Consider the following 12,278-nt stretch of genomic DNA (forward strand, 5'->3'; position numbering starts at 1 on the left):
CGGGGAGGGACGGGCGGGGGCGCCACCGGCTCCCCCGCCCGTCAAGGTGTGCTTAGTAGCACTCCTTGACACCCTTGGACAGCGACATCTTCAGACCGCTGAGCTTGAAGGTGCCGGCGGTGGTCGCCCACGCCGTCTGCTTCACACCGGTCAGCGTGGCCGAGTCGGCCTGCTGCGCGAATCCGTACGGGTTCGCCGTGTCGCCCTTCTTGATGCCGGGACCCTTGACGGCGTCCTTGGCCGCCACACCGATGTCGATGCCGCGGAACGTGGCATCGGCCTGGAGGTCCTCGACATCGATGTACAGGTTCTCGGCCTCGACCGGCTTGTCGCCGCCGCCGGCCTTCAGCACGAGGCTGACCGAACCGAGCAGCGGGATGTCCGGGGTGACAACGGACTGACACATGTTCTTGATGGACGCGGACTTGAACGCCGAGACGGCGACGGGGTGGGCCGTCTTCTCGCCCTGCAGCGTGTAACCCGAGTCGATCGCCCCGTACTGGGAGAAGCCCGTGCCGTCGAGCCGGTCCGCCGTCACCTTGAACGACTGGCCGGAGACACTGAACGACGCGGCCAGCGCGCCCTGTGCCAGCGCGACGCCTATCGCAGCCGTGGCGGCCACGCTGGGCACCATGACCACGGCGAACCGCTTCCATCTGGTCCCGCCACGCACCTGGGACTCCATATTTCCTCCTTCTCGGACGTACATCTCCTGGCCTCGGCCGGCCCCCGGATCGGCGGCTCGGCCTGGCAGGGATGGGAGAAGTGCTACGTCCTCGGGAAGGAGAGCGCCCGCGGTCGGCGGCGCGTACAACGCGCCCGAATCACCGGCGATCACCCCCGAGCGACAACCACTGGTCGCGCCTGACACGCATCACGCACAACCCTGCTGGACAGGCTTCGCCCAGGGAGCGAAGACCCCCCTGCCCAAGAGCCGGCGCCACTGCCGCCGGCTCTGCTCGGTGGGGACCCAGGAACCCCCGCGCCCCGACTGGCTTTCGGGGTACGGGAAGGGACCGAGCGTCGCCGATCGTGGTGCATTCTCGCCGTCGACACAAGGGGGTTCGTTACTCGCTAGTAACGGCCGGATAACCACGAGACGACACGCGGGCCTCGAACGGCGACGCTGGGTACGCCATGAGGGCAGAACAAAACCATTGATCGACGGACAGATTCTGACAGATCGACGGCGCCGACTTACTAGCAGTAACAGCGGCCGCGATTGCCAAGATTTGGCAAAGCGCGGCCGCTTTGGCGCCCCGTCGACAGCTCCTTCACAGGAGCAACACCCCGGCGGACGGCCGACAACCGGTCACCGCCGGGGTCCTGCCGCCCGTCAGAACAGGGCGCGGGCCAGCGCCCTGCGCGCCGCGGCCACCCGCGGGTCGTCGGCGCCGACCACCTCGAACAGCTCCAGCAGCCGCAGCCGTACGGCGTCCCGCTCGTCCCCGGCCGTGACGCGGACCGTGTCGATGAGACGCCCGAAGGCGTCCTCCACATGACCGCCCACCAGATCCAGGTCGGCGGCGACGATCTGCGCCTGGGCGTCGCCCGGCCGGTCGGCTGCGTCCTGGCGCACTCGCTGCGGGTCGGCGTCCTGCACCCGCTGGAGCAACTCGGCCTGGGCCAGGCCCAGTTTGGCCTCGGTGTTGCCGGGCTCGTCGGCCAGCACATTCTTGTACGCCTGGACGGCACCGGCGAGATCGCCCGCGTCCAGCGCCCGCACGGCGGCCTCCAGCGCCGCGTCGTGCGGACCGGCCGGGCGCTCGGGAGCGGCGGCGGGCCGCTCACCCGGCTCCGCGTCGGGGTCGACGACGAGACCGGTCAGGCCGAAGCGCTGCTCGGCGACCTGCACCAACTGGTCGAGGGTCTGGCGGATCTGGGCCTCGCCCGCGGCGCCCTGGAAGAGCGGCAGCGCCTGTCCGGCCACGACCGCGAACACGGCCGGGATGCCCTGGACACCGAACTGCTGCATCAGCATCTGGTTGGCGTCGACGTCGACCTTGGCGAGGAGGAAGCGCCCGTTGTACTCGACGGCGAGCCGCTCCAGGACCGGGCTCAACTGCTTGCAGGGCTCACACCACTCGGCCCAGAAGTCGATGACGACCGGGACCTCGGTGGACCGTTGCAGGACATCGCTCTCGAAGCGGGCCTCGTCGACCTCGATGACGAGGTCGGCCGGGGAGACGCCTCCCGTCCCGCCGTTCCTGGCCGCGTCGGCTCGCGCCTGCTCCGCCTTCGCCTTGGCCTCCTGGGCCGCCTTCACCGCGGCGAGGTCGACGACCCCGCTCATGGACATGTTCCGTGGCTGCATGGGTCTATCCTCCCCCGTACGGTGCGCGCGTGTGAAAAGCGGGCCGAAAGCCCGCCCTGAAGTGTTCGGTCGGCGCCGGGTCCCCACCCCACGCCCGTGGTCGTCGCTGGGACGCGGGCCGGGCCCGCGCTTTCGCTACGAGTCGTAGCGTAATGCCATGACGGGCCGTCGGAACACCCCCTCCCGGTGATCTCTCTCACGGCCGGTCCCGGGTTACCCGCCGGTTAAGGTCGGGGCATGCAGAGCAGCATCCCCGCCGGCCGTGCCGGACGCCCGCGCAGTGCCGCGGCGGACACCGCGATCCTGGCCGCGACGCGGGCCGCCCTGGTGGAGCTGGGCTGGTCGAGGCTCACGCTGGGGGACGTGGCGACCCGGGCCGGGGTCGCCAAGACGACGCTCTACCGCCGCTGGGCGGGCAAGAACGAGCTGGTGGTCGACGCGGTGGCGGAGCTGTTCGACGAACTCCGGCTCCCCGACCGCGGTTCGCTGGCCGCCGACATCGAGGGGGTGGTGCTCCAGTTCGCGGCGATCCTGGCGCGTCCGGAGGCCAGGAGCGGTCTGATGGCGGTGGTCGCCGAGGCCACGCACGACGACGCGCTGCGCGAGCGCATCCGCACGTCGATCGTCGAGCGGCAGAAGCGGCTGGTGCTGGAGGGCCGGTCCCGCGCCCAGGCCAGGGGCGAGCTGCCGCCCGAGCCGGACGCCTCGCAGTCGGCCCGCACGGTGGACCTGATCTTCGACGTGGTCGCCGGCGCGGTGGTGCACCGCACGCTGGTCAGCGCGGAGGCCGCGGACGAGGACTGGGTGCGCGGCCTCACCCGCGTCCTCCTGACAGGCCTGGCCGGCGGGGAGTAGCCCCCGCGGGCCGGGCCGAAGGGGTCAGAAGCCCGGAGGTTCCGTGTACACCCCCCACTCCTCGCGCAGCACGCCGCAGATCTCGCCGAGGGTCGCCTCGGCGCGTACGGCGTCCAGCATGGGGGCGATCATGTTGCCGCCGGACCTGGCCGCGGCGAGCATCCCGTCCAGCGCGGTGCGTACGGCCGCGTCGTCGCGGGCGGTCCTGCGCTCGCCGAGGGCCCGCACCTGCTCGCGCTCGACCTCGTGGCTGACCCGCAGGATCTCCAGGTCGCCGGTGACCGAGCCGGTGTGGACATTGACGCCGACGACCTTCTTGTCGTCCTTCTCCAGTGCCTGCTGGTAGCGGAAGGCGGACTCGGCGATCTCGCCGGTGAACCAGCCGTCCTCGATGCCGCGCAGGATGCCGGAGGTGACCGGTCCGATGGGGTGCCGTCCGTCCGGGTGGGCGCGCAGGCCCCGCTCCTTGATCTGCTCGAAGATCTTCTCGGCATCGGCCTCGATGCGGTCCGTCAGTTGCTCGATGAACCAGGAACCGCCCAGCGGGTCGGCGACGTTGGCGACCCCGGTCTCCTCCATCAGCACCTGCTGGGTGCGCAGCGCGATCTCCGCGGCCTGCTCGCTGGGCAGCGCGAGGGTCTCGTCCAGGGCGTTGGTGTGCAGGGAGTTGGTGCCGCCGAGGATCGCCGCCAGCGCCTCCACGGCCGTACGCACCACGTTGTTGTAGGGCTGCTGGGCGGTGAGCGAGACACCGGCGGTCTGGGTGTGGAAGCGCAGCCATTGCGCCTTGTCGCTCTGCGCGCCGTACACGTCCCGCATCCAGCGGGCCCAGATGCGGCGGGCCGCGCGGAACTTGGCGATCTCCTCGAAGAAGTCGAGGTGCGCGTCGAAGAAGAAGGACAGGCCCGGCGCGAACACGTCCACGTCCAGACCGCGCGACAGCCCCAGCTCCACGTATCCGAAGCCGTCCGCCAGCGTGTAGGCCAGCTCCTGCGCGGCCGTCGCCCCGGCCTCACGGATGTGGTAGCCGGAGACGGAGAGCGGCTTGTAGGCGGGGATGCCGGCCGCGCAGTACTCCATGAGGTCGCCGATGAGCCGCAGGTGGGGCTCGGGCTGGAACAGCCACTCCTTCTGGGCGATGTACTCCTTGAAGATGTCGGTCTGGAGCGTGCCGTTGAGCACGGACGCGTCGACGCCCTGCCGTTCGGCGGCGACCAGGTACATGCAGAAGACGGGCACGGCGGGCCCGCTGATGGTCATGGAGGTGGTCACGTCCCCCAGCGGGATGTCCTGGAACAGCACCTCCATGTCGGCGGCCGAGTCGATGGCGACCCCGCAGTGGCCGACCTCGCCGAGCGAGCGCGGGTCGTCGGAGTCGCGGCCCATCAGCGTCGGCATGTCGAAGGCGACCGAGAGTCCGCCGCCGCCGTTGCGGAGGATCATCTTGTAGCGCTCGTTGGTCTGCTGGGCGTTCCCGAACCCGGCGAACTGCCGGATGGTCCAGGTGCGCCCCCGGTATCCGGTCGGATGCAGGCCGCGGGTGAAGGGGTACTCCCCCGGCCAGCCGATCCGCTCGAATCCCTCGTACTCGTCGCCGGGCCGTGGCCCGTAGACAGGCTCCACGGGATCTCCCGAGAGCGTGGTGAAGTCCGCGTCGCGCTTGCGCGCCGCGTCGTACCGGGCCTGCCACCGAAGGCGGCCCTTCTCAATGGCGTCAGCGTCCATACCCTCGAATTTACTAGGACATGTCCAAGTAAATGTCGATGGGGAGCCGCCGTACGGGTGTCCGTACGGCGGTGAGAAGGGTCCGGAAGGGCCGGCTACGCCTTGACCGCCGCGGGCGCGTCGGCGGCGACCTTGGCCTCCAGCTCCTGGCTGACCCTGCGCTCCACGAAGAACGCCGCGGTCGGGACCGTCCCGGCCAGCAGCACCCACAGCTGCTTGCCGACCTTCCACTTCGCCTTGGCGCCCAGGTCGAAGGCGAAGACGAGGTAGACGACGTAGAGCCAGCCGTGCGCGATGCTGACGACACGGGTGAAGTCGGCGGCGCCGTCCATGTCCAGCCCGTACTTGGCGATCATGCCGAGGCACAGCGCGATCAACAGCACACCGGTGACATACGCCATGACCCGGTAGCGGGTCAGCACGCTCTTTTTCATGCGTACGAGCGTAACCATCCGTTTCGCGCGATCTTGCGGCACCCCCGGCGACCCGCCCGGACCCCGTTCAGTCCTCGCCGAAGTCCCCCGCGGCCACCCGCAGCGGCCGGAGCATCGCGAAGATCTCGCCGCACTCCTCCGCGTCGTACGCGCCCAGGCCGAAGTCCATCGCCATCAGGTCGCGGGTGGCCGACTCGACGACCTCGCGGCCCTTGGCGGTGATCGTGGCCAGCGTGCCGCGGCCGTCGTTGGGGTTGGGGCGCTTGTCCACCAGGCCCGACCTGACCAGCCGGTCGACGGTGTTCGTCACGGACGTGGGGTGCACCATGAGGCGCTCACCGATCTTGGACATCGGCAGCTCGCCCGACTTGGAGAAGGTGAGCAGCACCAGCGCCTCGTACCGCGCGAAGGTCAGCCCGTACGGCTTGACCACCGCGTCGACCTCGGCGAGCAGGATCTGCTGCGCCCGCATGATCGAGGTGATCGCGGCCATCGAGGGCACACCGCCCCAGCGCTGCTTCCAGAGTTCGTCGGCGCGGGCGATGGGATCGAACGTGAGACTGAGGGGCTTCGGCACGGCATCAGACCCTACCGGCCGGTCATATCCCGGTCAGCCCCGTCTCGCCTTTCGATACCGACGGCGGGCGTGCGGGGCGACCGCGGCGGCTCAGCCGGCCAGGTGCCGTTCCACCGTGTCGACCTTCGACGTCAGACCGTCCGTCACACCGGGGCGGATGTCCGCCTTGAGGACCAGGGAGACGCGCGGCGCCCGCGCCTCCACGGCGGCGACGGCCCGCCGGACGACGTCCATGACCTCGTCCCACTCGCCCTCGACGGACGTGAACATCGCGTCGGTGCGGTTCGGCAGGCCCGACTCGCGCACCACCCGGACGGCGTCGGCGACGTACTCCCCCACGTCCTCGCCGACGCCGAGCGGCGTCACGGAGAAGGCGACGATCATGCGCCCACCACCCCTTCCTGGCGGGCGCGGGAGGCGATGACCGCGTCCTCGGCCTCGCGCCTGAGCTTGCGCTCGGCGAAGAACCCGCCGGTCGGCAGGACCGAGAGGACGAAGTAGAGGGCGGCGGTCCGCAGCGGCCACTTGGCGCGGTTCCAGGCGTCCGCCCAGAAGAGCACGTACAGCACGAAGAGGACACCGTGGATCATGCCCATCGCCGGCACCGCGTTGAAGTCGGTGGTCCGCTTCAGGACGGAGCAGACGAGCAGGAGGAGGAACGAGATCGCCTCGGGGCCCGAGACCAGGCGGAGGCGGCGGAGGGCGGTGGCGGTCTTGAGGTCCACGGGTCACCTTCGGTGGGAGAGGGATCGTTGCGCCGGGCCACGCCGGGCCGACGGTTTGTGAACGCGCGCACAAGCGCGCGTCCATTGTGGCAAACCTTCGACGCGCCCGGACGATGGGGTCGCTCCCGAGCGTGGCGGACCCGCTCCTGGGGGAAGGATCGGGGGCTCTCTCCACCCGTGGGACCTGTCGGCGGGGCCGCCCGGGAGCTACCTTCGCGTCTGTGGCGATGTTCCGACTCCATGAGAGCAAGGTGCTCGCCGTCGACATGACCGGGGACGCCGTCAAGGCGAAGAACGGCTCGATGGTCGCGTACGACGGGGAGATGGCCTTCAAGAGGCTGACCGGCGGCGGTGAGGGGATCCGGGGCATGGTGACCCGGCGGATCACCGGCGAGCGGATGACGGTGATGGAGGTGAAGGGGCACGGGACCTGCTGGTTCGCCGACCGCGCGGCGGAGATCAACCTCATCGGCCTCCAGGACGACAAGCTGTACGTCGAGTCCAGCAACTTCCTGGCGGCCGACGCCGGCCTGCGGACCGGCACCAGCTTCACGGGAGCGCGCGGCGCCTCCCAGGGCAACGGGCTGTTCACCACCACGGTCGAGGGGCACGGACAGGTGGCGATCACGTCGGACGGCCAGGTGGTGGTGCTGCGGGTCAGCGCGCGGTACCCGCTGATCGTCGACCCGGGGGCGTACGTCGCGCACCAGGGGAACCTGCGGCAGTCCTTCCAGTCCGGTGTGACCTTCCGCACGCTGTTCGGGGAGGGCGGCGGGGAGGCCTTCCAGATCCGCTTCGAGGGCGACGGGCTGGTGTACGTGCAGCCCAGCGAGCGCAACACGATCGCGGGGGACCTGTGACCATGGCATTCCAGGAGATCAACGCCAAGATGGTGCGGGCGACCGTGACACCGGGGCAACGGCTGTACAGCCAGCGCGGGGCGATGCTCGCGTACCAGGGAGAGGTGTCCTTCACCCCCGATCTGCGGGGCGGCCGGGGCGGCGTCATGTCGATGATCGGCCGCCGGGTGGCCAACGAGGACACGCCGTTGATGACCGTCGAGGGCAGCGGCACCGTGTTCTTCGGGCACGGCGGCCACCACGTCCAGGTGATCGGCCTCTCCGGCGACACGCTGTACGTCGAGGCGGACCGCCTCCTCGCCTTCGAGGGCAGCCTGGAGCAGAGCACGGTGTTCCTGGGCTCGCAGGGCGGGGTCATGGGCATGGTGCGCGGGCAGGTCAGCGGACAGGGGCTGTTCACCACCTCCCTCAAGGGCCACGGCTCGGTGGCGGTGATGGCCCACGGCGGCGTCTTCGAGATCCCCATCACCCCGCAGCGCCCGGTGCGGGTCGACCCGCAGGCCTACGTCGCCCACCACGGCGACGTGCGCAACAAGCTGTCCACGGCGCTGGGCTGGCGGGACATGGTGGGGCGCGGCTCCGGCGAGGCGTTCCAGCTGGAGCTGAGCGGCAGTGGCACGGTGTTCGTCCAGGCCTCGGAGGAGAAGCTGTGAGCGCGGTCCCCCACGACCCGTCGACCCTGCCGGCCGACGACAATGTCAACGCGTACACCTTCTGTGTGGAGCTGAAGGGGAGCCAGTGGTTCCTGCAGAAGGGGAAGATGATCGCCTACTACGGGACGATCGAGTTCAACGGGATCGGGCACGGCCCGCTGGACCTGCTGGTGCGCAGGTCCTTCCATTCGCCTCTGCACGCGAGCGACTGGGTGGTGGCCGAGGGCTCGGGCCGGATGCTCCTCGCCGACCGGGCCTTCGACGTGAATTCGTACGACCTCGAAGACGGCAACCTGACCATTCGCTCGGGCAACCTGCTCGCTTTTCAGCCAAGTCTCGCGCTCAAGCAGTCGATCGTGCCGGGTTTCCTGACGCTGATCGGCACCGGAAAGTTCGTGGCCGCCTCGAACGGCCCGGTGGTGTTCATGGAACCGCCGATCCGGGTCGACCCGCAGGCCCTGGTCGGCTGGGCCGACTGCCCGTCCCCGTGCCATCACTACGACCACGGGTATCTGACCGGCGTGCTGGGCGGTCTACGTGCGATGACGGGGCTGGGCGGGGCCTCCGGGGAGGAGCACCAGTTCGAGTTCGTGGGGGCCGGGACGGTGCTGCTGCAGTCGAGCGAGGCACTGATGGCGGAGCAGGCCACGGGGGCTCCGCCGCGGCAGGCGGGGGTGCCCTGAGCCGGGGCCCGCGGAGCGCCGGGGGGCCGGTTCGGAGCACCGGGGCTTCCCGGACAGCCGGGTGATCTCCGGCGCCACTCCGGGCCGTGAGCGGTAATCTGCGGAGTGTGACATCGAACGCGTGCGCACCGTCACCGTCACGGAGACCCCTTCACTAGTTCGCCTTTCAACATTTTAGGTAGACTTCATTCATGGAGACCGAGACGGCCACCCGCTGGCTGACCGATACGGAGCAGTGTGCCTGGCGCACCCACCTGGAGGTCAACAGGCTGTTGGCGCACCAGCTCGAGAAGGACCTGCAGCCGTTCGGCCTGACGATGAACGACTACGAGATCCTGGTGAACCTCTCCGAGTCGGAGGGCGACAGGATGCGGATGAGCGACCTGGCCACGGCCACGATGCAGTCCAAGAGCCGGCTGTCCCACCAGATCACCCGGATGGAGAACGCGAACCTCGTCCGGCGGGAGAACTGCGAGTCCGACCGCCGCGGGCTCTACGCCGTCCTCACCGAGCACGGCATGGAGACCATGCAAAAGGTCGCGCCGCACCACGTGGCCTCCGTCCGCAGGCACTTCATCGATCTGCTGGCCCCCGAGACCCTGGCGGAGCTGGACAAGGCGCTCAAGCCCATCGCGGAGCATCTGCGCGCGCAGCGGGGACGTTCCTGATCACGTCCCCGTAGGCCGTCGAGGCCTGGGCACCCGGCAGGCGGAGTCCGCACAGGGCGCCGCCTGCCGCGCGATGTCACGGGCGCCGGCCGGCCCCCGGTCCGGCCGGCGTCTCGTCGGTGGTCGGGGCGAGCCCGGCCGCCACGGCGCCGCGGCGGCGCCCCGGCACCAGCGCCGCCGCCACGGCGACCGCGCCGGACATCGCGAAGCACACCGGCAGGGGCAGCCGTTCCACCAGCAGGCCCACCATGGCGGCGCCGGCGGAACTCCCGGCGTTCACCGCGGTGTTGACCCATGCGCCGGCCCGGGTACGGAATCCGGGCGCCGCGCTCTCGTCGGCGATCAGGTACGCCGTCGTCAGCGCCGGTGCCACGAAGAGGCCGGCGCAGGCGACGGCCGCGACCAGTGTCCCGACGCCCGGGGCGAGGCCCGCGACGGCCAGGCACAGGCCGAGTCCGGCGGCGAGGAGGGGGAGCCGGGCGCGGGCGGACGCACTCCAGGCGACGGCGCCGTTCAGCAGACCGCCGACCGCGCTGCCCGCCGACAGTGCCGCGAGCACCCAGCCGGCCGTGCCGTCCCCGAGGCCGCGCTGCCCCGCGAAGGCGACCACGAGGAGATCGACGGCGCTCAGCGAGACGCCGACGCCCGCCGCGACGACGACGGGTTGCAGCAGGGCCCGTCCCGGGCCCGCGCCGCCTCGCCCGGCCGCCGGGGCGCCGCCGTCCTTCCGCCCCGGCGGAGGCGACGCGCCCACCGCGGGTGAGGTGACGAACGCGAGGGTGCCCACCGCCACCAGCAGTGCGCTGAGTACGACGCCGACGCTCGGCGGAGCGACGCCGACCAGCAGGCCGACCAGGAGCGGGCCGGAGACGAAGAGCAGTTCCTCGGCGACGCCGTCCAGGCTGTAGGCGCGCTGCAACAGGGCGCGGTCGGGGAGCAGTTCGGCCCAGACCGCGCGCATCGTGGGGCCGAGCGGGGGTGTGCAGGCGCCCGCGGATGCGGCGGTCGCGGCGAGGACGGCCGCGGGTGCGTCCGGGCGTTCGCAGGCCGCCGCCAGCGCGCAGAGCAGGGCGGCGTACAGCAGGGCCATCGGGAGCAGGGCGCGGCGCGGGCCGTGCCGGTCGACCAGGGCCGCCCGGCAGGGGGACAGGAAGACGCTCGTCGCCCCGAAGAGCGCCATGACCGTGCCGGCCAGGGCGTACGACCCGGTGGACCGGGCCAGGGAGAGCATCAGGGCGAGGGAGACCGTGCCGTACGACAGCCGGCCGACGAGGGCGGCGACGAAGGTGCGGCGGGCATGGGGGACCCGGAGCACGGCGGCATACGAAGGCCGCGAAGGGGGCGTGGACACGCGGAGGATTCCTCAACAGGAGGGCAACGGGGGGACGCCGAAGCACGCGACGGCCGGATAGCGCGGCGGTCGCGTACGGGGCGGGCCCTATGCCAAGAGGAGGAACACGCGGGCCAAGCTACCAACACGTCCCGCGAACGGCACGACGTTTGCCCGGGGACCGCCCCGCCCCACCGGCCCGCCCGGCCCGATATGCCCGGCACCCCACGCCCCCGGACACGGCGCGACCCCGTGCCCCGCACGCCCCGGCACCCGCACGCCGGTCCCGCAGCGCCCCGCCCGGCCACATCCGCCCCGCGCCCCCGCGCCCCAGCACGCCGCGCGACCCGGCGCACGGTCCCGGGAGGCGTCCCGGCGTTGCCGCGCCGGGCCGTGTCTCCGGCCCGCCGGAGTGACCTGCGTGAGTGCCCCGCGTGTGTGCTCGCCCAGGCGCCGGGGTCAGGTCTGGGTCAGGCCTGTCACCAGTTCGTCCGCCGCGCGGTACGGGTCCAGTTCGCCCGCGACGATGCGTTCCGCGAGGGCGCCGAGGCGGCGGTCGCCGTGGAGGTCTCCGATGCGTTCGCGCAGGGTGGTGACGGCGATCGTCTCGACCTCGCGGGCGGCGCGGGCGCGGCGGCGTTCGGTGAGGACGTCCCGTTCCTCCATCCACGCGCGGTGCTTCTCCAGCGCCTCCACGACCTCCTCGACGCCCTCGCCGCGCGCGGCGACCGTCTTGACGATCGGCGGGCGCCAGTCCCCGGGGCCGCGGGCCTCGCCCAGGCCCAGCATGTGGTTCAGCTCGCGGGCGGTCGCGTCCGCGCCGTCCCGGTCGGCCTTGTTGACGACGTAGACGTCGCCGATCTCCAGGATGCCGGCCTTGGCGGCCTGGATGCCGTCCCCCATGCCGGGGGCGAGGAGGACGACGCAGGTGTCGGCCTGGGAGGCGATCTCGACCTCGGACTGCCCCACGCCCACCGTCTCGACGAGGATCACGTCGCACCCGGCCGCGTCCAGGACGCGGATGGCCTGCGGCGCGGCCCAGGCGAGGCCGCCGAGGTGGCCGCGCGTCGCCATGGAGCGGATGTAGACGCCCGGGTCGGACACGTGCTCCGACATCCGGACGCGGTCGCCGAGCAGGGCGCCGCCGGAGAAGGGGGAGGACGGGTCGACGGCGAGGACGCCGACCCGCCTGCCCTGCTTGCGGTACGCGGTCACCAGCGCGGACGTGGACGTCGACTTGCCGACGCCCGGCGAGCCGGTCAGGCCGACCACGTACGCCCCGCCGGTCAGCGGCGCGAGCGTCTCCATGACCTCCCTGAGCTGCGGGGACGCCCCCTCCACCAGGGAGATCAGCCTGGCCACGGCCCGCGGTCGGCCTTCCCTGGCCTGGGCCACCAGTGAGGAGACGTCCTGCATCACAGCTCCGTTCAGCCACGTTCCGTCAGTAGTCGTAC

The 12,278-nt window shown here is 71.6% G+C and carries 13 protein-coding genes and 1 pseudogene; 5 read left to right on the forward strand and 9 right to left on the reverse strand.

All coding sequences use genetic code 11. The features are described from left to right. Window positions 1-52: 52 nt before the first annotated feature. Window positions 53-685: a DUF6230 family protein gene (locus tag AC4IHM_RS09580; RefSeq protein ID WP_490866645.1), complete on the reverse strand. Its 633-nt coding sequence runs from the start codon at window positions 683-685 to the stop codon at window positions 53-55. A 651-nt stretch (window positions 686-1,336) separates the two neighbouring features. Beyond that, window positions 1,337-2,314 carry a tetratricopeptide repeat protein gene (locus AC4IHM_RS09585; protein WP_490866646.1) on the reverse strand — a complete coding sequence of 326 codons (978 nt, stop codon included), beginning with the start codon at window positions 2,312-2,314 and terminating at the stop codon, window positions 1,337-1,339. 237 nt (window positions 2,315-2,551) lie between these two features. Between AC4IHM_RS09585 and AC4IHM_RS09590 the strand changes: the two genes are divergently transcribed. After that, window positions 2,552-3,169 (forward strand): TetR/AcrR family transcriptional regulator, encoded by a 618-nt coding sequence (locus tag AC4IHM_RS09590; RefSeq protein WP_490866647.1) that lies wholly within the window; start codon window positions 2,552-2,554, stop codon window positions 3,167-3,169. 24 nt (window positions 3,170-3,193) lie between these two features. On the opposite strand, the gene icmA is transcribed toward AC4IHM_RS09590, so the two are convergent. From icmA to AC4IHM_RS09615, 5 genes are all read right to left on the reverse strand, one after another. Continuing rightward, complete coding sequence (gene icmA / locus AC4IHM_RS09595; RefSeq protein WP_490866648.1) at window positions 3,194-4,894, reverse strand: coenzyme B12-dependent isobutyryl-CoA mutase large subunit; 1,701 nt, start codon at window positions 4,892-4,894, stop codon at window positions 3,194-3,196. 95 nt (window positions 4,895-4,989) lie between these two features. Continuing rightward, window positions 4,990-5,328, reverse strand: a complete 339-nt coding sequence (locus AC4IHM_RS09600; protein ID WP_490866649.1) for a DUF3817 domain-containing protein — start codon at window positions 5,326-5,328, stop codon at window positions 4,990-4,992. A 67-nt stretch (window positions 5,329-5,395) separates the two neighbouring features. Further along, a complete protein-coding gene (locus AC4IHM_RS09605) occupies window positions 5,396-5,905 on the reverse strand; it encodes a MarR family winged helix-turn-helix transcriptional regulator (protein WP_490866650.1) in 510 nt (169 codons plus the stop codon). Window positions 5,906-5,995: 90 nt separating this feature from the next. After that, complete coding sequence (locus tag AC4IHM_RS09610) at window positions 5,996-6,289, reverse strand: MTH1187 family thiamine-binding protein (protein WP_053137231.1); 294 nt, start codon at window positions 6,287-6,289, stop codon at window positions 5,996-5,998. Then, entirely contained in the window at window positions 6,286-6,630 is a 345-nt protein-coding gene (locus AC4IHM_RS09615; protein ID WP_490866651.1) for a DUF3817 domain-containing protein, read from the reverse strand. The genes AC4IHM_RS09610 and AC4IHM_RS09615 overlap by 4 nt, the downstream gene beginning before the upstream one ends. A gap of 227 nt (window positions 6,631-6,857) precedes the next feature. Here AC4IHM_RS09615 and AC4IHM_RS09620 point away from each other — a divergent pair, with 227 nt between their 5' ends. From AC4IHM_RS09620 to AC4IHM_RS09635, 4 genes and pseudogenes are all read left to right on the forward strand, one after another. Further along, window positions 6,858-7,490: an AIM24 family protein gene (locus AC4IHM_RS09620; protein ID WP_490866652.1), complete on the forward strand. Its 633-nt coding sequence runs from the start codon at window positions 6,858-6,860 to the stop codon at window positions 7,488-7,490. A gap of 2 nt (window positions 7,491-7,492) precedes the next feature. Further along, window positions 7,493-8,143 carry an AIM24 family protein gene (locus AC4IHM_RS09625; protein WP_490866653.1) on the forward strand — a complete coding sequence of 217 codons (651 nt, stop codon included), beginning with the start codon at window positions 7,493-7,495 and terminating at the stop codon, window positions 8,141-8,143. Beyond that, a pseudogene (locus AC4IHM_RS09630) lies at window positions 8,140-8,916 on the forward strand (AIM24 family protein). The gene AC4IHM_RS09625 and the pseudogene AC4IHM_RS09630 overlap by 4 nt, the downstream one beginning before the upstream one ends. A 101-nt stretch (window positions 8,917-9,017) precedes the next feature. Further along, complete coding sequence (locus AC4IHM_RS09635) at window positions 9,018-9,494, forward strand: MarR family winged helix-turn-helix transcriptional regulator (RefSeq protein ID WP_490866654.1); 477 nt, start codon at window positions 9,018-9,020, stop codon at window positions 9,492-9,494. A 76-nt stretch (window positions 9,495-9,570) separates the two neighbouring features. Here the strand turns inward: AC4IHM_RS09635 and AC4IHM_RS09640 are convergent, their stop codons facing one another. Together AC4IHM_RS09640 and meaB are read right to left on the reverse strand one after the other, a co-directional pair. Further along, window positions 9,571-10,845 (reverse strand): MFS transporter, encoded by a 1,275-nt coding sequence (locus AC4IHM_RS09640; protein ID WP_490866655.1) that lies wholly within the window; start codon window positions 10,843-10,845, stop codon window positions 9,571-9,573. A 438-nt stretch (window positions 10,846-11,283) separates the two neighbouring features. Continuing rightward, window positions 11,284-12,240 carry a methylmalonyl Co-A mutase-associated GTPase MeaB gene (gene meaB / locus AC4IHM_RS09645; protein WP_490866656.1) on the reverse strand — a complete coding sequence of 319 codons (957 nt, stop codon included), beginning with the start codon at window positions 12,238-12,240 and terminating at the stop codon, window positions 11,284-11,286. Window positions 12,241-12,278: the final 38 nt, after the last annotated feature.

The sequence above is a fragment of the Streptomyces sp. SL06 genome, from assembly GCF_058244745.1.